Consider the following 20403-nt stretch of genomic DNA (forward strand, 5'->3'; position numbering starts at 1 on the left):
CGGGTTCGCCAGGGAGGCGTCCGCGCACCTTGCAGTTGGCTTGCGGGCCTCTTCGCCGGCAAGCCGGCTCCTACCGGAAGGCTGTCAGGACGCCAGGGAGTACACCAGGGCAGTAATGGCCACCAGGCCCACCAGGGTCACGAAGACGTTGGAGGCCTGGCCGCGGTAGCGGGCCATGGCCGGCACCTTGCGGATGGCGTACATCGGCATCAGGAACAGGATCGCCGCGATCACCGGGCCGCCCATGGTCTCGATCATCGTCAGGATGCTCGGGTTGAGGGTGGCCACGGCCCAGCAGATCACCAGCATGAAGGCGGCGGTGACGCGGTCCAGGGTTTTCGTGCCCGGGCGCCGGCCGCTCTTGCCGATCAGGCCCTTGAGGCCTTCGCTGGCACCGATGTAGTGGCCCAGGAAGGACTTGGCAATGGCCACGAAGGCAATCAACGGCGCGGCAAAGGCGATGGTCGGATTCTGGAAATGGTTGGCCAGGTAGGACAGGATCGACAGGTTCTGCGCCTTGGCTTCGGCCAGTTGCGCCGGGCTCAGGGTCAGTACGCAGCTGAAGACGAAGAACAGCACCATGCCCACCATCAGCAGGTGGGCGCGGGAGAGAATCTGCGAGCTGCGCTCTTCGGCGTGCACGCCATAGCGGCGCTTCTGGTCCACGGCAAAGGCCGAGATGATCGGCGAATGGTTGAACGAGAAGACCATCACCGGAATCGCCAGCCACAGGGTATGCAGGAAGGCCGAAGGCGCCGGGACATCGCTGACGGTGGCGAGGATGCCGCCATTCCAGTGCGGGATCAGGAACACCGCAAGGAACAGCAGGGCCACGATGAACGGGTAGACCATCAGACTCATGGCCTTGACGATCACCTGCTCGCCGCAACGCACCACCACCAGCAGGCCGAAGATCAGCACCAGGGCCAGGATCGCCCGCGGTGGCGGCGCGATGTGCAGTTGGTTGGTCATGAAGCTGTCGACGGTGTTGGTCAGGGCCACGCTGTAGATCAGCAGGATCGGGAAGATCGCGAAGAAGTAGAGCAAGGTGATCAGGGCACCGGCGGTGAGCCCGAAGTGCTCTTCCACCACGTCAGTGATGTCCGCGCCGTCACGCCCGGAAAGCACGAAGCGGGTCAGGCCGCGGTGTGCATAGAAGGTCATGGGGAAGGCCAGCAGCGCCAGGATCAACAGCGGCCAGAAACCGCCGATGCCGGCATTGATGGGCAGAAACAGGGTACCGGCACCGATGGCCGTGCCAAACAGGCCGAGCATCCAGGTGGTGTCTTGGCGGTTCCAGCGGGTCAGGGTTGCTGGGGCCGCGGTTTCAAAGCGTTGATCAACGCTGTTGGCCTGATCATTCATCCGGTGGGATCTCCACATTCCGGTCGTTTGCCATTCACCCGGGCGTATCGGAGTACCCGACAGGCAGTGCCCGAGCGAAAAGAGGGGGCGCGATTGTCCGGGATTCCAAGGGCGCTGCATAGACTCAGCTGAGGAACGGTTTATGCGCTGCAGGTATTTTTTCGTTTGATGGGAAAGCGTCTGGCCCGGCCCTCTCCCGCTCAATCCGGGTTCCGCAGGAGCTGGCTTGCCAGCGAAAGGCGCCCGCCTGAAGACGCCATTCGCCGGCAAGCCGGCCCCTAGCGGGCCGCGTTGACAAGCCTCACGGGCAGGCGGCATGATCGGACCCCATGAATATCTACGCGCTGAACCCTACCTCCACCACCACGACTGCCTCCGGCGGGTCGTGTGGTGGCTGTGCGGGATGACACAAGCACAGTAGAACCAAGGCCCCGCCAGCAATGGACGGGGCCTTTTGTTTCTCCGTCCAGCTGGCACTACAAGGAGAGACAAGATGCCTTTATCCAACGCCAAGCGTGCCCTGCTGGTGATCGACATGCAGGTCGGGTTGTTCAATGGACCGGACAAGCCCTACAAGCGCGAGCAGGTCCTGGAAAACATCAACCAACTGATCCGCCGCGCCCGCCAGGCCGGGGCGCCGATCTTCGCCGTGCGCCATACCGGCCCCGCCGAATCCCCGATTGCCGCTGGCAGCCCCTTCTGGCAACTGCTGCCGACCCTGGAAGTGGATGAAGAGCTGGACTGCGTACTGGACAAGACCCGCCCCAGTTGCTTTGTCGGCACCGGGCTGGCCGAGCGCCTGCAGGAGGCCCAGGTCAATGAACTGGTGATCGTCGGCATGAAGACCCAGTACTGCGTCGATACCACCTGCCGCGCCGCCGGCGACCTGGGCTTTGCCGCCGTGCTGGTGGAAGACGCCCACACCTGCATGGACACGCCGCTGATCGGGGCAAAAACCATCATCGCCCACCATAACGCCACCTTGAACGGCCCCTTCGTGCGCCTGGCCACAACCGCCGACGTAACCTTCTGACCCCATCGTCCCCACACCGCCCCGGGCACGCCGAACATGGCGTGATTCCCCCGGGAACGGTGCCGGCGAGCATTGCCAAAATCCCTCGCAACCCGCACCCTTGAGCCTTCGCCCCTGCCCGTATGGAACCCTCCATGAGCGCCACGACGATCGCCGGCTGCCTCCTCTACAGCCTTGATCCACCTTCCCTCGCCCGCTTCTATGCCGAACTGCTGGGCTGGCCCATCACCGAACAGCAAGCCGACTACCAGCAACTGGCCCACCAGGGCTTCGAGCTGACCCTGGTCCAGGTGCCGCCAGCGATTGCTGCGCGCATCGTCCTCCAGGAACCGCCGCTGCCCCGCAGCGATTGCGCCTGCAAGCCGCTGTTCCAGGTAGACGACCTGGCCCGGGCCCGGCAGCGCGCCGCCAAGGCCGGTGGCCGGGTGTACGAGGCCGAGCGCGAATGGCAATTCAAGGACGCCCGGGCCTGCGACGGCATCGACCCGGAAGGCAACATCTTTCAATTGCGCCAACCCCTGCCCCGCTAACCCACGAGGAGTCCGCCATGCGCGCCACCGTTCTGGTCCTGGTTGAAAACGTCAACGCCTACCTGCCGCACCTCGAAGACCTGGGTTTCAGGCTGATCCTGGCGCCCACCCCACAGACCCGGGCCCAGGCGATCCGGGACCACGCCGGGCAGATCGATGCGGTGCTGACCCGTGGCCCCCTGGGGCTGAGCGCGGCGGAAATCGCCGCCCTGCCCCGATTGCAGATCATCTGCGTGATCGGCGCCGGCTATGAGCAAGTGGACCTGCAAGCGGCGAGCAATCGCGGGATCGCGGTAACCAATGGCGCCGGGGTCAACGCCTCGTCCGTGGCCGATCATGCCCTGGCCCTGTTGCTGTCTCTGGTGCGCGGCATTCCCCAGTCCGATGCCGCGGTACGCCAGGGGCACTGGCCGAAGGTGCTGCGCCCGTCCCTGGCCGGCATGCGCCTGGGGGTGCTCGGCCTCGGCGCCGTGGGCCAGGCCATCGCCCGGCGCTGCGCCCTGGGCTTCGACATGCCGGTGAGCTACCACAGCCGCCAGCCACGCCCCGACCAGCCCTACCGCTTCTGCCCGACCCTGGTGGAACTGGCCCGGGACTCGGACGCCCTGGTGATCGCCACCCCGGGCGGCGCCGACACCCGGCACCTGGTGGACCAGCCGGTGCTGGAAGCCCTTGGCCCCGAAGGTTTCCTGGTGAACATCGCCCGGGCCAGCGTGGTGGACACCAACGCACTGCTGCAGGCCCTGCAGCAGCGGCGGATTGCCGGCGCGGCCCTGGATGTGTTCGATGACGAACCCCAAGTCCCGGACGCCTTCAAGGTGCTCGACAATGTGGTGCTGACCCCTCACGTCGCCGGCCTTTCGCCCCAGGCCAGCCGCGATACCGTGGCGATGGTCGGCCAGAACCTGCTGGCTCACTTCGAAGGCCGGCCACTGCTGACCCCGCTGGCCCTGCCGGCACCGAACTGACCCAGCCCCGAGTCAACGCCTATGCTCGTGGGGCGGACAACCTCTGTGCCTGCATGACTGGTGTAGGAGCCGGCTTGCTCTCATCGGGTCGTAGACACACGGGGCTAAATTCAAACGCTTGTATCAAAAGCAATGATTGTCCGGCAACACGCGCACCTATAAAGGCCCGCCGCGATTGTGAGGGGCCGGTAGGCGCATTAGATTAGCCAATAATCTCTGGCCTCCAGAATAAGCAGAAGGGATAAGCATGGCGCTTACAGACCAGTCCACCCGCACTCGCTCCGGCGAGGAACTCGATGCCAACCTGATCGACCCGTACCTCAAGGCGCACATTCCCGGCCTGAGCGGTACGCCGCAGATCAGCCAGTTCCCGGGCGGTGCCTCGAACCTCACCTACCTGCTGGAATACCCCGGGCAGGAGTTTGTCCTGCGTCGCCCGCCCTTCGGCCACAAGGCCAAGTCGGCCCACGACATGGGCCGCGAGTTCCGCATTCTCAACCAGCTCAAGGACGGTTTCCCCTACTGCCCCAAAGCCTACGTGCACTGCACCGACGAGTCGGTGATCGGCGCCGAGTTCTATGTCATGGAACGGGTCAAGGGCATCATCCTGCGCTCCGACCTGCCGCCGGAGCTGGGCCTGGATGCCGGCCAGACCGAGGCCCTGTGCAAGAGCTTCATCGATCGTTTCGTCGAGCTGCACCGGGTCGACTACAGCGCCTGCGGCCTGGGTGACCTGGGCAAGCCCGAAGGCTATGTGCAGCGCCAGATCAAGGGCTGGAGCGACCGCTACGAGAAGGCCCTGACCCCGGACGCGCCGCACTGGGAAAAGGTCAAGGCCTGGCTCAACGAGAAGATGCCCGCCGACCACCCGACCTCGAGCATCGTGCACAACGACTACCGCTTCGACAACGTGATCCTCGACCCACAGAACCCGATGCAGATCATCGGCGTGCTGGACTGGGAGCTGACCACCCTGGGCGACCCGCTGATGGACCTGGGCAACACCCTGGCCTACTGGATCGAGGCCGGCGACCCGGCGCCGGTGCAACTGATGCGCCGCCAGCCGAGCAACGCCCCGGGCATGCTCACCCGCCAGCAGTTCGTCGACTACTACGCCGAGCGCGCGGGAATCGAAATCGGCAACTTCGACTTCTACTACACCTACGGCCTGTTCCGCCTGGCCGGCATCGTGCAGCAGATCTACTACCGCTTCTACCATGGCCAGACCCAGGACAAACGCTTCGCGCAGTTCATTCACATGAACAAACTGCTGGAGCAGATGAGCCTGCAGGTCATTCACAAATCCAGCCTCTGACCGCGCCCCGGCGCTCGACAGCCCAAACAAGGAAAAACCATGTCCAAGACTCAGTTGTTCGACCTCGACGGCAAGATCGCATTCGTCTCCGGCGCCAGCCGCGGCATCGGTGAGGCCATTGCCAAGTTGCTGGCCCAGCAAGGCGCCCATGTCATCGTGTCGAGCCGCAAGCTCGAAGGTTGCCAGCACGTGGCCGACGCGATCATCGCCGCCGGCGGCAAGGCCACCGCCATTGCCTGCCACATCGGTGAAATGGAGCAGATCAGCCAAGTCTTCGCCGGCATCCGCGAACAGTTCGGGCGCCTGGACATCCTGGTCAACAACGCTGCGACCAATCCGCAATTCTGCAACGTCCTGGACACTGACCTGGGGGCCTTCCAGAAGACCGTCGACGTCAACATCCGCGGCTACTTCTTCATGTCGGTGGAAGCCGGCAAGCTGATGCGCGAAAACGGCGGCGGCAGCATCATCAACGTGGCCTCGATCAACGGCATCTCGCCGGGGATCTTCCAGGGCATCTACTCGGTGACCAAGGCTGCGGTGATCAACATGACCAAGGTCTTCGCCAAGGAATGCGCGCAGTTCGGCATCCGCTGCAACGCCCTGCTGCCGGGCCTGACCGATACCAAGTTCGCCTCGGCCCTGGTCAAGAACGACGCCATCCTCAAGACCGCCCTGGCGCAGATCCCCCTCAAGCGCGTGGCCGACCCCAGCGAAATGGCCGGCGCGGTGCTCTACCTGGCCAGCGACGCCTCCAGCTACACCACGGGTGTCTCGCTCAATGTGGACGGCGGCTTCCTCTCCTGAGGCCCGCTTGCACCACAACAAAGGCAGCCTCCGGGCTGCCTTTTTCATTTCCCGCAGGAGCTGGCTTGCCAGCGAAGAAGGCCTTGAGCCCGGCGCAACTCAGGCGGCCCTTTTCGCCGGCGAGCCGGCTCCTACAGGCGTCTTTCAAAATTTTAATTCCACCAATTGCAATTAAAGAATACTTATTCCATAACTAGCCCTCCCTAGAACAATAATTCTGCAGGTGCGGTTATGGACGAGCTCGGCATTGGTTTGATCGGCACCGGTTTCATGGGGCGTGCCCACGCCCTGGCGTTTCGCAGTGCCGGCGCGGTCTTCGAATTGCCGGTGCGCCTGCACCTGGCGGCCCTGGCCGACGCCGACGCCCAGCGCGGCGAACACTGCGCCGGCGCCTGGGGCTTTGCCCAGGCCCATGCCGACTGGCAGGCCCTGGTGGCCAACCCCCGGGTCAACCTGGTGGCCATCACCACTCCCAACCACCTGCACTTCCCCATGGCCATGGCGGCGCTGGCCGCAGGCAAGGCGGTGTACTGCGAAAAGCCCCTGGCGGTCAGCGTCGAACAGGCCCGGCAGATGCACCACGCGGCCCAGGCCGCCGGGGTGGTGACCCGGGTGGGCTACAACTACCAGCACAACCCGGTGATCGCCCAGGCCAGGGACATGATCGGCAACGGCGAACTGGGGCAACTGGTGAGTTTCCAGGGCGAGTTCAGCGAAGACTTCATGGCCGACCCGGATGCCCCCTGGTCCTGGCGTTGCGAGCCGCAGCACGCCGGCGGCGCCCTGGCGGACCTGGGCAGCCACCTGCTGGCCATGGCACGCTTTCTCATGGGGCCGGTGCAGGCGGTGTGCGCCGATACCCAGACCGTGCACCTGCAACGCCCCACCGAAGCCGGCAGCCAGGAACGCCGCGCCATCGCCGTGGATGACCAGGCCCATGCCCTGCTGCGCTTTGCCAATGGCGCGCGGGGTACGCTGAGCAGCAGCTGGATCAAGCATGGTTACAAGAACCACCTGAGCTTCGAGATCAGCGGCACCCTCGGCACCCTGGCGTTCGACCAGGAACGCCTCAACGAACTGCGCCTGTACCGGGTCGGCCAGAAGGGTTTCCAGCGCCTGCTGGCCGGGCCCGCCCTGCCCGGCTACGCGGCCTTCAGCCCGGCCCCGGGGCACCAGCTGGGCTACAACGAACTCAAGACCCTGGAAGTTCACGAATTGATCATGGCCCTGTGCGGCCAGGGCCGGGACGGCACGGATTTCGCTGAAGCCTGGGAAGTGGAGCGCCTGGCCGCGGCGATCCGCACTGCCGCCGCCGAACAGCGCTGGGTGGCACTGTAGGAGCCGGCTTGCCGGCGAAGGCGATCTTGCGGGCGCCTTCGCTGGCAAGCCAGCGCCTACGGTTGGTGGTTGGCCAGGCGCGCGGCCAGGGCCTTGGCCTGCAGGGCGACGTCGGTGACGGCGGTGCTTTCCCACCACAGGCCGCGCAGGGGCGGCCCCATGGCGAACAGGCGCTCGCAGGCCTGGCCCTGGGCGTTGTGCACGGCACCATCGGGTGCGGCGCTGATGCCCAGGGCCAAAGGCCCGGGTGTCACCAGGCCGCGGGCCAGCAGCTGGCGCGGCAAGGGCCGCGCCACCCGGCGCCAGTCGTATTCGATGCCGCTGGAGTTGATCAGGGCATCGCCCGCCATGCGCACGCTGTCCTGGCTGCCGCGGTAGCGCAGGCGGATCGCCAGCCGGCCTTCGTCGCCCGGCTCCAGGCCCTGGTAGCAAGCGGCATGAATCCGCAACCGCCCTTCTTCATGCAGGCGCGCCACCAGCTCGGCGCTCAGGGGCGGCGAGCGATGGTGATGGCTTTCCCACCAGGGCCGTACATGGCGCACGAACTGGCGTTTGTGCACCTCGCTGGCCTGGCTCCATAGGCGCCCTATATGCACCCGCACCGTGTCCAGCGGGGCCTGCCAGTCGATGCCCTGGGCCTCGGCCACGCGGCATTGCTGGCGCAGCGCCCGCAGCAGTTGCCGAGGGCTGCGGATGCTCGGGTCAGCGCCGAGAAAGTCTTCCCAGGCCGGGGGCTGGCGGCGCACGTGTGGCAGCAGCCCATGCCGGGAAAACACCTCGATCGGCCCACGATGCCCGGCCTGCTCCAGGGACACCACGGCGTCCACCATGGTCAGCCCGGAACCGATGATCAGCACCGTCGCCCGGGGATCGAGGCGGGCCATGGCCGCCACATCCCAGGGGTCCAGCGCCGCGGCATTCAGGCCGCTGGAACGGGTCTGCGGGGTACGCGCCGCCGGGAACATGCCGGTGGCCAGCACCGCCACCGCGCCGGGCAGTTGCCGGCCATCGGCCAGGGTCAGTAGCACGCCGTCAGGGCCGGTTTCCAGGTCCACCGCCTCGCCCTGCACATGGCTCAACGAGGAGCCCTGCGCCCGGCCCTGCACCTGGGCCTCGGCCAGGCGCTGCTGGACGTAGACACCAAACAGCCCGCGGGGCGGAAACAGTTCGCTGACCGGCACATGCTGGCGGTCCGACTCGGGCCAGCCGCCCTCGGCGATGTGCCGGGCCAGCCATTGGGTCAGGTCGTCGGCGTTGTCCGGGTCGACGCTCATGCGCGCGGCGTTGCCATTGAGGGTGTGCCCCAGCTCCACGGCGCTGTAGGCCTCGCCGCGCCCCAGCTCGCTGCGCGGTTCTATGACCAGGATCCGTCGCTGGCCCGGCAGGCGCAGCAACTGGGCGGCCAGCAAGGCGCCGCTGAGGCCGCCGCCGACAATCAGGATTGGCGCATCACGGGTGGCAGGGGTTGCCTGTCCGGTGTGGGTTTGGCTCATGGAATGCTCACGGTCAGTGTTTGCCCAGGTAGAAATCCTGCAGGTCGCCCCGGGCCAGCAGTTGCTCGGCGCTGCCGGACAAGGCCACGCGTCCGGTGTCCAGCAGGTAGGCATGGGAAGCGTACTTGAGCGCCAGATTAATGCTTTGCTCGGCGATCAGAAAGCTCACCCCCGCCTCGCGATTGAGCTGGGCGACGATCTGGAAAATCTCCTGGACGATAATAGGCGCCAGGCCCATGGACGGTTCATCCAGCAGTACCAAAGTAGGACGAGTCATCAACGCCCGGCCGATGGCCAGCATCTGCTGCTCGCCACCGGAGGTCAGCCCGGCGCGCACCCGGCGCTTGGTCAGCAGCCGCGGAAACCAGCTGTAGATGCGCTCCAGGTCCTGTTCCAGCTGGCGCCGGCCCAGGCCACGGACAAAGCCGCCGGCGCGCAGGTTGTCTTCCACCGTCAACTGGGGGAAGACGTGGCGCCCTTCCAGCACATGCACCATGCCCTGGCGCACCCGCTGGCTGGGGTCGACCCCGGCCAGGTCCTGCCCGGCAAAGGCGATGGCGCCGCGGCTGAGCTCGGCACGCTCGGCCCGCACCAGCCCGGAAATGGCCTTGAGGGTGGTGCTCTTGCCGGCGCCATTGGCCCCCAGCAAGGCAACAATGGCCCCCCGGGGCACGCTCAAAGATACCCCGGCCAGCGCCAGGATCACGCCGTCGTAGATCACCTCGATGTCCTGTACCTGCAGCAAGGTCTCGGCCGTCGCGGCCGTGGCGCTGTGGCTCATGGTTCAGTCACCCTCGTTGCATGTACGGGGCACCAGGCGCTTCTCCTTGGCAAAGGCCGCGGCCTTTTCGTCGATCAGCGGCCGTAGCAGCGCGCGGTCGGCGGCAATCCACTCGCTGATCAGGGTCCAGTTGGCGCCGTCCCATTGCTGCACCCGGGCCGCGCCGCCGCCTTCGTGATCGCGGCAGGACAGCTTGAGGTTCTGCATCAGCCCCAGGTAACCCATGTCCTTGAGCCGGGCGTCGTCGATGTTCAGGTGTTCCAGGCCCCAGCGCCCTTCCTCGCCATTGAGCGGGCGCTTGCCGAACTTGCCCTGGGCGGTCCGGATTGCCTCCACCGCCACCGCCGCGTTCACCAGGCCGGAGTTGTAGTACACGCTGCCGAAATTCTTCAGGTCCTTGAGGTCGCTCTTGCCGGTATCGAGGATGTACTGCTTCAGGCGCTTGTGGATCTCGAAGTCACTGCCCGCCGGGTAGGGCGTCAGCGCCAGGTAGCCCTTGGCCGCGGCGCCGGCCGGCAGCACGTCTTCGCTGGAGCTGGCCCAGATATCGCCGATGATGTGGTCCACCGGGAAGCCGAAGCGCGCGGCGGTCTTCACCGCCACCGGGGTGGACACGCCCCAGGTGCGCAGGAACACCCAGTCCGGGTTCTGCTGGCGGATCTGCCGCCATTGCGCCGATTGCTCGTTGCCCGGGTCGGCCACCGGGATCTGGATGTTCTCGAAACCGTACTTCTCGGCCAGCAGCTTGAGCGGCCCGAGGGTTTCCCGGCCATAGGCGGAGTCGTGATAAAGCGTGGCGATCTTCTTGCCCTTGAGCCGGTCGAACCCGCCCTCGCGCTGGGCGATGTAGTTCACCAGGGTCGAGGCCTCGCTGTAGAAGGTCAGCATCACCGGGAAGTTGTAGGGGAACACCGTGCCGTCGGTGGCTTCGGTGCGGCCGTAGCCCAGGGTGATCAGCGGGATTTTGTCCACCTCGGCACGCTCACTCAGGGCATAGGCCGCCGGTGCGCCGTTGGGCTGGTAGACCGCTACCGGTGCGCCATCCAGGCCGTTCTTGAAGCGCTCGTAGCACTCGATGCCCTTCTCGGCGGTCCATTCGGTCTCGCACTCCTGCCACACCAGCTTGACCCCGTTGATGCCGCCCTCCACCTGGTTGATGTAGTTCAGGTAGTCGATCATCCCGGCCCACACCTGCACCCCGCTGGAGGCATAGGCGCCGACCCGGTAGGTGGCCAGGGGGAAGAATTGCTGGTCCGGCCCGGCCTGGGCTGCCGGGGCAACGGCCGCCGCCAGCAGCAACGCCGCGCCGGCCAGGGAAGCTTTCAAGGATGCACGCATGTTGTCTCTCTGTTCTGGGAGGAGGAATTCAGAAGCGCAGCGGCCAGTGCCGCAGGCGCTCGCGCAAGTTGCCCAGCAAGCGGATCAGGCCCTCGGGTTCCTTGATCAGGAACAGGATGATCAGCACGCCGAAAATGATTTTCTGCAGGTTCTGCAACTGCCCGGCGTCCACCGCCCCGCCCAGCAGCGCCTGCCCGGCATGGCTGAGGAGAATCGGCAACAGACTGATGAAGGCCGCGCCGACGAAGTTGCCGGCCACGCTGCCCATGCCGCCGATAATGATGATGAAGAGGATCTGGAACGAACGATTGATATCGAAGCTGCTGGCGCTGGCGGTACCCAGGTAGGCGAAGGCCCACAGCGCACCGGCGATGCCCAGGTAGAACGAGCTGACGGCAAACGCCTGGCGTTTGTAGCGGGCCACCGGGATGCCGATCACCGCGGCGGCGGTGTCCATGTCGCGGATCGCCATCCAGTTGCGCCCGACCTGGCTGCGCACCAGGTTCTGCGCGACCCAGGTCAACAGCAGCACCGTCACCAGGGTCAGCAGGTAGCGCCCCTGGGGGTGGTTCAGGTCATGGCCCAGCAGGCTCAACTGCGGCGCCGAAATGGTGCCCGAGGAACCGTAGTTGTAGAACCAGGGAAACTTGACGAACAGCCACTCCAGGAAGAACTGCGCCGCCAGGGTGCTGACCATCAGGTAGAAACCCTTGATCCGCGAGCTGGGCAGGCCGAACAGCCAGCCCACCAGGGCGCTGATCAGGCCGCCGCCGAGCAGGGCCAGGGGCAGCCCCAGCTGCGGCAGGCGCAGCAGAATACCGTAGGTGGCAAAGGCCCCCACGGCCATGAAGCCGGCGGCGCCCACCGAGGTCTGGCCGGTGTAGCCGGTCAGCAGGTTGAGCCCGAGCCCGGCCAGGGACAGCACCAGGAACGGAATCAGGATCGCGTTGAGCCAATAGTCGTTGCCCAGCACCGGCACCACGCCGAAGGCCAGCAGCAACAGGCCGGCCAGGCCCCAGGGCAGGCGGCGCTGGACCAGCAGCAAGGGGGCGGTTTGCCGCGTCAGAAGAAGGGACATCAATTCACACTCGCTCGATGGCCCGCTCGCCGAACAGGCCGGCGGGGCGGATGTAGAGGAAGGCCAGGGCCAGGACATAGGCGAACCAGGGGCTGATGCCGCCGCCAATCAGCGGGCCGATATAGACCTCCGCCAGGTTTTCGGCGGCGCCGACGATCAGGCCGCCGGCAATCGCCCCGCCGATCGAGGTGAAGCCGCCGATGATCAGCACCGGCAGCGCCTTGAGCACCACCAGCGATAGAGAGAACTGCACCCCCTGGCGTGCCCCCCAGAGCAGCCCGGCCACCAGCCCCACCACCCCGGCCACCGCCCAGACGATCTGCCAGATGCGGTTGAGGTTGATGCCGATGGACAGCGCCGCCGTGGTGTCGTCGGCCACCGCCCGCAGCGAGATGCCGATGCGGGTCTTGTTGAACAGCAGCGCCAGCACCGTCACCAGCACCAGGGCGGTGGCCGCGGCAATCAGGTCGAACTGGCTGACCATCAGCGGCCCGAGGAACAGCGGCACATCGTCGATGCCCAGGTCCAGGGCCCGCACCTGGGAGCCCATCAGGCCCTGGGCCAGGCCCTCGATGATGAACGACAGGCCCAGGGTGGCCATGAACAGGGTGATCGGCGAACGGTTGACCAAGGGTCGCAGCACCAGGCGTTCGATCAGCCAGGCGCCGAGGATCATCACCAGCACCGTCAGCAACAGTGCCAGGGCGAAAGGCACGCCCTGCTCGTGCAGGCTGACGAAGGTCAGCGCGGCGAACAGCAGCATCGAGCCCTGGGCGAAATTGAACACGCCACTGGCCTTGTAGATCAGCACGAAGCCGATGGCCACCAGTGAATACAGGGTGCCGGCCAGCAGACCGCCGAGCAGGGTTTCGAAGAAGAATGCCATCAGTGCACGGCCCCCAGGTAAGCGGCGATCACCTCGGGGTTGGCCTGGACCTCGGCCGGTGTGCCATCGCCCACCTTGCGTCCGTAGTCGAGCACCACCACGTGGTCGCACAGGTCCATGACCACCGCCATGTCGTGCTCGATCAGCACCACGGTGGTGCCCAGGTCACGGTTGATGTCGGCGATGAATCGGGCCATTTCCTGCTTCTCCTCGGCATTCATTCCGGCCAGGGGTTCGTCCAGCAGCAACAGGCTGGGCCCGGCGATCAGCGCCCTGCCCAACTCGACGCGCTTTTGCAGGCCATAGGCCAGGTTGCCCACCGGCACATCGCGCAATGCCTGCAATTCCAGAAACTGCAGGATGCCTTCGGCCAGCTGGCGGAATGCCCGGGCTTCACGGCGGGCCCGGGGCAAGCCCAGGGCCTGTTCGATGAAGCGCGCGCGGGAGTGGCGCGAAAGGCCGGTGAGCAGGTTGTCCAGCACGCTCATCTTCTTGAACAGCGCGTTGTTCTGGAACGTGCGGCCGATGCCCCGGCGCGCGGCGTCCAGCGGGTCGATGCGCTGCAACGGCTGGCGCTCGAACACGATGGTCCCGGCGTCAAAGCGATAGACCCCGTTGAGCACGTTGAGCAGCGAACTCTTGCCCGCGCCATTGGGGCCGATCAGGGCACAGATCTCGCCCCGGCGCACCTCGAACGACAGTTGATTGATGGCCTTGACCCCCTTGAACGACAGGGAGATGTCACTGACTTGCAAAATGGATTCGGCGTGGCTCATGCAATGTTCCGTGTGAATTCGACGATCCAGGCCGGGGTGGCCGGTGGCGTCGTGGCCTGGGGGGCCTGCCAGATGAATTGCAGGCGAGCAAAGCCCAGCAGGCGGCGCACCCGATGCTTGAGCAGGCGCGCCAACAGGCCCTGGGGATGGGCCAAGGCCCACTCGCACAGGCGTCGGCGCCAGCTGTCGGGGGGCGCCAGGCGGCTCTCTATCTCGTCCGCCAGGCGTTGCAGGCGCTGGGGCGACAGCAGCAGGCCGCTGGGGGCCACCTCCCGCCGGTCGCGGCTGGTCGAGCCGCGGCTTTCGGCGAAGGCCAGGCACTGGCCACTGCCCAGCCATTGCTCCAGCAGCACCGTCAGGCCCTCCTGCCATTGCGTGCCCTCCTCGCTCCACAATTGGCCGCTGCCGACCGGGGCGCGCCAATTGGCCTGGCGCCGGGGTGGCTCGCCCCGGCCCAGCAGCTCGCGCAATTCCAGCAGGGGCAGATGCGCGCCTTCCGGCAGGCGCGGCAAGGCTTGCCCGGCAATCAGCAACTGCGGGGCCAGAGCGTTTTCACTGGCGGCGACCCAATCCAGCACCTGCTGGCGCGAATGCACGAAGGCGTGGCTCGGTTGCAGGCGCCACAGGGTCTGGCGCAGGGCTTGGGGCGGCAGCTCGTCGTCCAGGCTCAGCACCTCGGCGCCAAGGCTGTGGGCCGCCAGGGCCAGCAGGAGCAGGTCCGGTTCGAAGCGGGCGCTGACTGCCAACCGCGAATCCGGCGTCAGGCCCTGCTGGCGCAGGCCGTCGGCCAGGCGCTCGACGTCCCGCAGGGCGTCGATCCAGCGCCAGGCATACCAGTGGCCGTGGCGCTTGTGGCGCAAGGCGTTGTGCAACGGGCTGACCTGGGCCCAGTGGCGCAACCGCTCCAGGGCCCCGCTCAACTGCAGCCGGGCCTGGGGCGCTGGCGAATCCGCGCTCGGCGCACGCTTGAGTTCATGCACGCTCATGAGTTGACCTCGATCTCTTGGCAATCGCGTGCGGTGGTCCGCTGGCTGGAAATGAACGGGGGCCTTGTGGGCCTTTTCGCTTGTAGGAGCCGGCTTGCCGGCGAAGGCGTGGGCCCCTTCGCTGGCGAGCCAGCTCCTACAGGGCGCGGGGTTCAGGCGCTGGCACGTTGTGCGGCTGTTTGGCGTTGCCTACCCAGGTTGCGCCAGGCGCTGCCCGGGTGGCTTTCGGGCAGGCGCGGGCCGGCGCCGAAGAGTTTTTCCCGCAGGGTGCCCGGGGCGTATTCGGTCTTGTAGACGCCCCGCTTCTGCAACTCCGGCACCAGCAGTTCCACGGCGTCGATAAAGCTTTCGTGGGTCAGCGCATACGCCAGGTTGAAGCCGTCGACGTCGGTTTCTTCCACCCATTCCTGAAGCAGGTCGGCGACGGTTTCCGGGCTACCGACGAACAACGGGCCAAAGCCGCCGATGCCCACCCAGTCCGCCAGTTCATGGGGTGTCCAGACCTTGTTCGGGTCTGCCGTGGAGAAGGCCTCCACCGCCGACTGGATGGCGTTGGTGTGCACGTGCTTGAGGGGCTCGTCGGGCTTGAAACGGCTGAAGTCGATGCCGGTCCAGCCGGAAATCAGCGCCATGGCGCCCTCGTAGCTGACCCAGGATTTGTATTCCTCGAACTTGGCCTTGGCCTTGGCGTCGGTCTCGCCCAGGATCACCGTCTGCAGGTTGAAGATCAGGATCTTCGACGGATCGCGCCCGGCCTCGGCGGCCCGGCGGCGGATGTCGGCCACGGTCTTTTTCAGCAGCACCTTGGACGGCGCGGCGACGAACACGCATTCGGCCTGCTCGGCGGCGAACTGCTTGCCCCGGCTGGACGCCCCGGCCTGGTAGAGCACCGGGGTACGTTGCGGCGACGGCTCGCAGAGGTGGATGCCCGGCACCTGGAAGTGTTTGCCGACATGGCGGATCTCGTGGATCTTGCTCGGGTCGCTGAAGAGCCGTCGCTCGCGGTCGCGCAGGATCGCGCCGTCTTCCCAACTGCCTTCCCAGAGCTTGTAGCAGACCTCCAGGTACTCCTCGGCGTAGTCGTAGCGAGCGTCGTGTTCGGTCTGGGCCTGCTGCCCGATGTTCTTGGCCCCGCTCTCCAGGTAGGAGGTGACGATGTTCCAGCCGGCGCGGCCCTTCGTCAGGTGATCGAGGGTGGATAGGCGACGGGCGAAGGGGTACGGGTGCTCGAAGGACAGCGACGCGGTGAGGCCGAAGCCCAGGTGCTCGGTGACCAGGGCCATGGGCGGGATCAGCTGCAGCGGGTCGTTCACCGGGACCTGGGCGGCCTGGCGGATCGCTGCCTCGCCGTTGCCGTTGTAGACGTCGTAGATGCCCAGCACATCGGCGATGAACAACCCGTCGAACTTGCCCTTTTCAAGGATTTTCGCCAGGTCGGTCCAGTACTCCAGGTCCTTGTACTGCCAGGAGCGGTCCCGGGGGTGGGCCCAGAGGCCCGGCGACTGGTGGCCGACACAGTTCATGTCGAAGGCATTGAGGCGGATTTCACGGGACATCACACAACACTCCTGAAACCTTGGGGTGGCACGCCATTGAGGCGGTAGTTGCCGATCAGTTGGTATTTCCAGCGCAGCGGGTCATCCAGGGTCTGGGGCTGCGGGCTGCGCTGACCGGTGAGTTCGAACTCGGCGTCGCTGGCCGCCAGCAGCGCCTGGCCCGCGGCAATCGCCGCCTCGGCCAGGGCCACCGCAACTTCCGCCGGGTCCGGCTCTTGTTCTATTTGGCGCTGGGCCCGCTCCTGCAGGGCCGCGGCCAGGTCGATGCGGATGTTCAGGTCGCCAAAGCGGCTGATCACATAGGGGTCGTCGCTGGCCCTGGCCAGGCCGCTGCCGCTCCAGGGCCGGGCCTGCTCGCGGATGAAATCCAGGGTTTGCTGCAGCAAGACGCGGGCCCGCTGCAGGACCTGGGCGTTGTGTTCCAGGGCCGCTTGGGGGGTGTCGGGGCGGGTCAGTGCATTCATGGCGCAGTCCTTCAGTTCCAGGCGTGGCGGGCCGGCTTGATGCCGTTGAGCAGGTAGTTGCCGATCAGGTGATATTTCCAGCGCGCCGGATCGTGCAGGGTGTGGGTGCGGGCGTTGCGCCAGTGGCGGTCGAGGTTGTACTTGCCCGACACCGAACGGGTGCCGGCCAGCTCGAAGAGTTTGCTGGCGGCGAGCAAGGCACTCTCCGCCGACAGCACCTTGGCCTGGGCCACCACCAGGGAGGCCTGGGCGACGCTGTCTTCACCGGGCTGGGCCAGGGCCTGATCGACCGCCTCGGCGGCCTTGGCGAGGATCGCTTCGGTGCCGTGCACCCGCCATTCCAGGTCGCCGATGGCGGCAATGGTGAACGGGTCCTGCCAGCCATGGTCCAGGCCACTGTCGATCCACGGCCGGGATTGCCGGGCATGGTGCTTGGCGTCTTCCAGGGCGGCGACGGCGATGCCGGTGTCCACCGCGGCCTGGATGATTTGCGAGATCGGGCCATCGGCGGTGGGCTGGTCGAAGGCCCGATGGGCCGGGATCACCGCGCTGCGCGGCACCCGCACCGCCTTGAGGCTGACCCCGCCGCTGGCGGTGGTGCGCTGGCCGAAGCCGTCCCAGCTGTCGATCACCGTGAGGCCAGGGTTGTCGCGCTCGATAAAGGCAATGTGCGCCTGGTTGTGTTCGTCCACCGCCACCGCCGGGACGATGTGGGCGAACAGCGCCCCGGTGCAGTAGAACTTCTCGCCGTCGATCTGCGCCTGTTCGCCGTCGAAACGGATCTGGGTTTCAAAGGCGCCGACGTGCTTGCTGCCGGCCTCGGAAAACGCATTGCCGAAGCGGTAGCCCTGCAACACCTTGGCGAAGTAATGGCGCTTCTGCTCTTCGCTGGCGGTCTGCAGCAGGATGTCCACCACTCCCAGGTGGTTCTGCGGCAACTGGCCGAGAGACGGGTCGGCGGCGGAAATGAGCTTGATGACTTCCACCAGGGTGGCGTAGGACACCCCGGCACCGCCGTACTCTTTGGGGATGGTGATGCCCCACAGGCCGCTGGCGGAAAATTCGTCGAGCTCTGCCCGGGGCAGGCGCCGCTCGCGATCACGCAGCGCCGCCTCCACGGCAAAGCGCTGGGCCAGGGCCCGGGCCACGCTGATGGCTTGCGCATCGTTCTGGATGAGATGGGCACTGCGAGAGGGTTGGGCTGGGGCTGTCATGGGCCGACTCCGCTTCCTGAACATCAAGGTGAACACCCGTCGCGGGGTTCTTTCCAGGACAATTGCAGGAGTCGTGCCTAAATATAAAAACCTTTAATATCAGCAGCTTGCTTGATAATTCAGCTAAAAGACATCAACTGAAAACAGGCAAAATGTCCAACTGCTGTTGCTGGGCAAACAGCGCTTGCCGGGCCACGGGGCATCAGATCACCACGTTGCGCACGAAGCGCGTGGCCCGGGTGCCGTCGTTGCGGTAGCCGTGGGGCACGTGGCTGGCGAACATGAAGAAGTCACCGCATTCCAGGCGCCGTTCAGTGTCGCCGAAGAACACCGTCAGGCAGCCTTCGAAGACGTAGATCTGCTCGCTCCAGCCCTCGGCGTCGCACTCCGAGTGATAGACCTCGCCAGGCTCCAGCTGCCATTCCCAAAGCTCCACTTCACGGGTGGCCTCGGCCTTGGCCAGGAGCAGCGCCTTGCTGCCGGGGATAGCACCGGCCCAGGCCAGCTCGTTGATGCGGCTCGAATCCCGGGATTCCGGGGCCTGGATCAGGTCGCTGAAGGCCACGTCCAGGGCTTCGGCCACCCGGTCCAGGGTGCCGAGGCTGACGTTCTTCTCCCCCGCCTCTATCGCCACCAGCATCCGCCGGCTGACATTGGATTTTTCCGCCAGGGCGCTCTGGCTCAAACCCGCGGCATTGCGCAGGCGGCGGACGTTGAGGCTGACATGTTGCAGGACCGAGGCCCGCTGGACGTTTTCTTTGTGCACTATATTGCTCACTCCTGGGGCCTGCGCAGTATACTGCCCAACTTCCGGCGCATTGTGCGTCCCCCTCAGGTAGCACGCAAGGCCATGACAGCAACGCCCTCCCGCGGATTCCAGTTCAAGTTGAGCAAGGCCGAAGCCGTGCTGGTGCTGATCACCATGATCTGGGGCGGCACCTTCCTGCTGGTGCAGAACGCCATGAGCGTCAGCGGGCCGATGTTCTTCGTCGGCCTGCGCTTTGCCGCAGCGGCGTGCATGGTCGGTGCATTCTCACTGCGCCACTTGCGCGGCCTGACCCTGTTCGAACTGCGCGCCGGGGCCTTTATCGGCACCGCGATCATGCTCGGCTACGGTTTGCAGACCGTGGGCCTGCAAAGCATTCCCAGCAGCCAGTCGGCGTTCATCACCGCCCTTTATGTGCCCTTCGTGCCGTTGCTGCAATGGCTGTTCATGGGCAAGCGCCCGGGGTTGCTGCCGAGTATCGGCATCATGCTGGCGTTCACCGGGCTGATGCTGCTGTCCGGGCCCAATGGCGCGTCCCTGGACTTCAGCCCCGGAGAGATCGCCACCCTGATCAGTACCGTGGCCATTGCCGCGGAGATCATCCTCATCAGCAGCTTCGGCGGGCGGGTGGATGTGCGCCGGGTCACCGTGGTGCAACTGGCGGTCACCTCGCTGCTGGCGTTCGCCATGGTGTGGCCGACCGGGGAAGCGCTGCCGGGGTTTTCCTGGCTGCTGCTGGCCAGCGCCCTGGGCCTGGGGGCTGCCAGCGCGGTGATCCAGCTGGCAATGAACTGGGCGCAGAAAAGCGTCTCGCCGACCCGCGCCACCCTGATCTATGCCGGCGAGCCGGTGTGGGCCGGGATTGTCGGGCGCATCGCCGGGGAGCGCCTGCCGGGGCTGGCGTTGCTGGGCGGCGCCTTGATCGTGCTGGCGGTGATCATCAGCGAATGGAAGCCCAAGGCAGAAGCCGGACAGCAGAGCGGCGAGGCGGTGGAGTCCTGAGCAACGGCCCGCTGCGGGGGCTGCTTGCTGGTGAGGGAGCTCTTGAGGGCCCTTTCGCTGGCAAGCCAGCGCCTACGGCTGGCTGGGGTAGTGGTGGGGACTGTAGGAGCCGGCTTGCCGGCGAAGGTGCTCTTGCAGGCGCTCTCGCTGATAGGCCAGCGCCTACAGTGCGGGGTCCCCGGGGGCGTAGAGCCAGGTGGGGACGGTCAGGGAGCCCTTGTGCTTGGGCTCCAGCAGTACCCGGTCATTTTCAGGCTCGCCGTGATAGTAGAAGTAGGCGTGGTAGAGCGCGTGCCCCTCGGCAAAGGCGCGGTCGAAATAGAGCACCGTGCCCGGCGGCAGCACATAGTTGCGCTCATCCCCCTGCGGGCCTTCGATGACCAGCGCCTGGCGGGTCTTGAGCATGTCGGGGCGGTCCAGATAATGCTCCAGGCCAATGCCCGATGCCGCACCAAAGGCGGTGAACAGCACGGCGAACGCGCCCCGTCGAAACAGCCGGCCCAAGGCCGATCCTTTAATCATGTGCACCCTTGTCGATCCTTGTGGCGGCTTGAGCTGGGCAGGGCATTTGCCCCACAGCACCCGGTGAACGGGCGCATCAGGCATTTGTCTCCTACCTTTGAAAGCGTATGTAACATTTCTTAGGGGGCCCGCGCCGCGCATGGCGGTTGGTGATCCAGGGCCTGGCACGTATTATGCGTCATACT

Annotated in this window: 20 protein-coding genes; 7 read left to right on the forward strand and 13 right to left on the reverse strand. The window is 66.2% G+C overall.

The genetic code is table 11. The annotated features are described in order from the left end of the window. Nucleotides 1-84: 84 nt before the first annotated feature. Nucleotides 85-1365, reverse strand: coding sequence for a serine/threonine transporter (locus tag BLS75_RS05900; RefSeq protein ID WP_019094303.1), 1281 nt, complete (start codon nt 1363-1365; stop codon nt 85-87). A 493-nt stretch (nt 1366-1858) separates the two neighbouring features. Here BLS75_RS05900 and BLS75_RS05905 point away from each other — a divergent pair, with 493 nt between their 5' ends. From BLS75_RS05905 to BLS75_RS05930, 6 genes are all read left to right on the forward strand, one after another. Beyond that, the gene (locus BLS75_RS05905) at nt 1859-2398 is read left to right on the forward strand and encodes a cysteine hydrolase family protein (RefSeq protein ID WP_072452253.1); all 540 of its coding nucleotides are present in this window, start codon (nt 1859-1861) and stop codon (nt 2396-2398) included. A 134-nt stretch (nt 2399-2532) separates the two neighbouring features. Further along, a complete protein-coding gene (locus tag BLS75_RS05910) occupies nt 2533-2928 on the forward strand; it encodes a VOC family protein (RefSeq protein ID WP_019094301.1) in 396 nt (131 codons plus the stop codon). Nucleotides 2929-2945: 17 nt separating this feature from the next. Continuing rightward, nucleotides 2946-3896, forward strand: coding sequence for a 2-hydroxyacid dehydrogenase (locus BLS75_RS05915; protein ID WP_072452254.1), 951 nt, complete (start codon nt 2946-2948; stop codon nt 3894-3896). Between the two features lie 247 nt (nt 3897-4143). Continuing rightward, nucleotides 4144-5211, forward strand: coding sequence for a phosphotransferase family protein (locus tag BLS75_RS05920; protein ID WP_011060923.1), 1068 nt, complete (start codon nt 4144-4146; stop codon nt 5209-5211). Between the two features lie 39 nt (nt 5212-5250). Continuing rightward, on the forward strand, nt 5251-6018 hold the full coding sequence (locus BLS75_RS05925; protein ID WP_011060922.1) for an SDR family oxidoreductase: 768 nt from the start codon (nt 5251-5253) through the stop codon (nt 6016-6018). A gap of 231 nt (nt 6019-6249) precedes the next feature. Next, complete coding sequence (locus tag BLS75_RS05930) at nt 6250-7356, forward strand: Gfo/Idh/MocA family protein (RefSeq protein WP_011060921.1); 1107 nt, start codon at nt 6250-6252, stop codon at nt 7354-7356. Nucleotides 7357-7412: 56 nt separating this feature from the next. Here BLS75_RS05930 and BLS75_RS05935 read toward each other — a convergent pair whose 3' ends face one another. The 11 genes from BLS75_RS05935 to BLS75_RS05985 all read right to left on the reverse strand — a co-directional run bounded on the left by BLS75_RS05935 (nt 7413) and on the right by BLS75_RS05985 (nt 18694). Further along, nucleotides 7413-8849, reverse strand: coding sequence for an FAD/NAD(P)-binding protein (locus BLS75_RS05935; RefSeq protein WP_019094299.1), 1437 nt, complete (start codon nt 8847-8849; stop codon nt 7413-7415). Nucleotides 8850-8862: 13 nt separating this feature from the next. Further along, the gene (locus tag BLS75_RS05940; RefSeq protein WP_015635334.1) at nt 8863-9630 is read right to left on the reverse strand and encodes an ABC transporter ATP-binding protein; all 768 of its coding nucleotides are present in this window, start codon (nt 9628-9630) and stop codon (nt 8863-8865) included. Nucleotides 9631-9633: 3 nt separating this feature from the next. Next, nucleotides 9634-10968 (reverse strand): ABC transporter substrate-binding protein, encoded by a 1335-nt coding sequence (locus BLS75_RS05945; RefSeq protein ID WP_011060918.1) that lies wholly within the window; start codon nt 10966-10968, stop codon nt 9634-9636. Nucleotides 10969-10996: 28 nt separating this feature from the next. Next, the gene (locus tag BLS75_RS05950) at nt 10997-12046 is read right to left on the reverse strand and encodes a branched-chain amino acid ABC transporter permease (RefSeq protein ID WP_011060917.1); all 1050 of its coding nucleotides are present in this window, start codon (nt 12044-12046) and stop codon (nt 10997-10999) included. 4 nt (nt 12047-12050) lie between these two features. Beyond that, a complete protein-coding gene (locus BLS75_RS05955; RefSeq protein WP_011060916.1) occupies nt 12051-12932 on the reverse strand; it encodes a branched-chain amino acid ABC transporter permease in 882 nt (293 codons plus the stop codon). Further along, nucleotides 12932-13708 (reverse strand): ABC transporter ATP-binding protein, encoded by a 777-nt coding sequence (locus BLS75_RS05960; protein WP_011060915.1) that lies wholly within the window; start codon nt 13706-13708, stop codon nt 12932-12934. Before BLS75_RS05960 ends, BLS75_RS05955 begins: the two co-directional genes overlap by 1 nt. Continuing rightward, nucleotides 13705-14694, reverse strand: coding sequence for an AMP-binding protein (locus tag BLS75_RS05965; protein ID WP_041117778.1), 990 nt, complete (start codon nt 14692-14694; stop codon nt 13705-13707). Before BLS75_RS05965 ends, BLS75_RS05960 begins: the two co-directional genes overlap by 4 nt. Before the next feature lie 152 nt (nt 14695-14846). Continuing rightward, the gene (locus BLS75_RS05970; RefSeq protein WP_072452255.1) at nt 14847-16250 is read right to left on the reverse strand and encodes an LLM class flavin-dependent oxidoreductase; all 1404 of its coding nucleotides are present in this window, start codon (nt 16248-16250) and stop codon (nt 14847-14849) included. Next, nucleotides 16250-16714 carry an acyl-CoA dehydrogenase gene (locus tag BLS75_RS05975; RefSeq protein WP_011060912.1) on the reverse strand — a complete coding sequence of 155 codons (465 nt, stop codon included), beginning with the start codon at nt 16712-16714 and terminating at the stop codon, nt 16250-16252. The genes BLS75_RS05970 and BLS75_RS05975 overlap by 1 nt, the downstream gene beginning before the upstream one ends. Before the next feature lie 11 nt (nt 16715-16725). Beyond that, nucleotides 16726-17928 carry an SfnB family sulfur acquisition oxidoreductase gene (locus tag BLS75_RS05980; RefSeq protein ID WP_011060911.1) on the reverse strand — a complete coding sequence of 401 codons (1203 nt, stop codon included), beginning with the start codon at nt 17926-17928 and terminating at the stop codon, nt 16726-16728. A gap of 202 nt (nt 17929-18130) precedes the next feature. Continuing rightward, nucleotides 18131-18694, reverse strand: a complete 564-nt coding sequence (locus tag BLS75_RS05985; protein ID WP_011060910.1) for a helix-turn-helix domain-containing protein — start codon at nt 18692-18694, stop codon at nt 18131-18133. Between BLS75_RS05985 and BLS75_RS05990 the strand changes: the two genes are divergently transcribed. Beyond that, the gene (locus BLS75_RS05990; RefSeq protein WP_072442447.1) at nt 18689-19696 is read left to right on the forward strand and encodes a DMT family transporter; all 1008 of its coding nucleotides are present in this window, start codon (nt 18689-18691) and stop codon (nt 19694-19696) included. The genes BLS75_RS05985 and BLS75_RS05990 overlap by 6 nt on opposite strands. Nucleotides 19697-19858: 162 nt before the next feature. Here BLS75_RS05990 and BLS75_RS05995 read toward each other — a convergent pair whose 3' ends face one another. After that, nucleotides 19859-20218 carry a hypothetical protein gene (locus BLS75_RS05995; RefSeq protein ID WP_169891825.1) on the reverse strand — a complete coding sequence of 120 codons (360 nt, stop codon included), beginning with the start codon at nt 20216-20218 and terminating at the stop codon, nt 19859-19861. Nucleotides 20219-20403: the final 185 nt, after the last annotated feature.

The organism is Pseudomonas sp. NFPP12 (genome assembly GCF_900103205.1).
Lineage (GTDB): Bacteria > Pseudomonadota > Gammaproteobacteria > Pseudomonadales > Pseudomonadaceae > Aquipseudomonas > Aquipseudomonas protegens.

Excerpts from the sequence above, each read along its gene's own strand:
- BLS75_RS05995 (WP_169891825.1), bottom strand. The coding sequence starts at position 20,218 with ATGATTAAAGGATCGGCCTTGGGCCGGCTGTTTCGACGGGGCGCGTTC.
- BLS75_RS05945 (WP_011060918.1), bottom strand. The coding sequence starts at position 10,968 with ATGCGTGCATCCTTGAAAGCTTCCCTGGCCGGCGCGGCGTTGCTGCTG.
- BLS75_RS05950 (WP_011060917.1), bottom strand. The coding sequence starts at position 12,046 with ATGTCCCTTCTTCTGACGCGGCAAACCGCCCCCTTGCTGCTGGTCCAG.
- BLS75_RS05910 (WP_019094301.1), top strand. The coding sequence starts at position 2,533 with ATGAGCGCCACGACGATCGCCGGCTGCCTCCTCTACAGCCTTGATCCA.
- BLS75_RS05965 (WP_041117778.1), bottom strand. The coding sequence starts at position 14,694 with ATGAGCGTGCATGAACTCAAGCGTGCGCCGAGCGCGGATTCGCCAGCG.
- BLS75_RS05970 (WP_072452255.1), bottom strand. The coding sequence starts at position 16,250 with ATGTCCCGTGAAATCCGCCTCAATGCCTTCGACATGAACTGTGTCGGC.
- BLS75_RS05955 (WP_011060916.1), bottom strand. The coding sequence starts at position 12,932 with ATGGCATTCTTCTTCGAAACCCTGCTCGGCGGTCTGCTGGCCGGCACC.
- BLS75_RS05975 (WP_011060912.1), bottom strand. The coding sequence starts at position 16,714 with ATGAATGCACTGACCCGCCCCGACACCCCCCAAGCGGCCCTGGAACAC.
- BLS75_RS05930 (WP_011060921.1), top strand. The coding sequence starts at position 6,250 with ATGGACGAGCTCGGCATTGGTTTGATCGGCACCGGTTTCATGGGGCGT.
- BLS75_RS05915 (WP_072452254.1), top strand. The coding sequence starts at position 2,946 with ATGCGCGCCACCGTTCTGGTCCTGGTTGAAAACGTCAACGCCTACCTG.
- BLS75_RS05980 (WP_011060911.1), bottom strand. The coding sequence starts at position 17,928 with ATGACAGCCCCAGCCCAACCCTCTCGCAGTGCCCATCTCATCCAGAAC.
- BLS75_RS05925 (WP_011060922.1), top strand. The coding sequence starts at position 5,251 with ATGTCCAAGACTCAGTTGTTCGACCTCGACGGCAAGATCGCATTCGTC.
- BLS75_RS05900 (WP_019094303.1), bottom strand. The coding sequence starts at position 1,365 with ATGAATGATCAGGCCAACAGCGTTGATCAACGCTTTGAAACCGCGGCC.
- BLS75_RS05940 (WP_015635334.1), bottom strand. The coding sequence starts at position 9,630 with ATGAGCCACAGCGCCACGGCCGCGACGGCCGAGACCTTGCTGCAGGTA.
- BLS75_RS05920 (WP_011060923.1), top strand. The coding sequence starts at position 4,144 with ATGGCGCTTACAGACCAGTCCACCCGCACTCGCTCCGGCGAGGAACTC.
- BLS75_RS05905 (WP_072452253.1), top strand. The coding sequence starts at position 1,859 with ATGCCTTTATCCAACGCCAAGCGTGCCCTGCTGGTGATCGACATGCAG.
- BLS75_RS05935 (WP_019094299.1), bottom strand. The coding sequence starts at position 8,849 with ATGAGCCAAACCCACACCGGACAGGCAACCCCTGCCACCCGTGATGCG.
- BLS75_RS05960 (WP_011060915.1), bottom strand. The coding sequence starts at position 13,708 with ATGAGCCACGCCGAATCCATTTTGCAAGTCAGTGACATCTCCCTGTCG.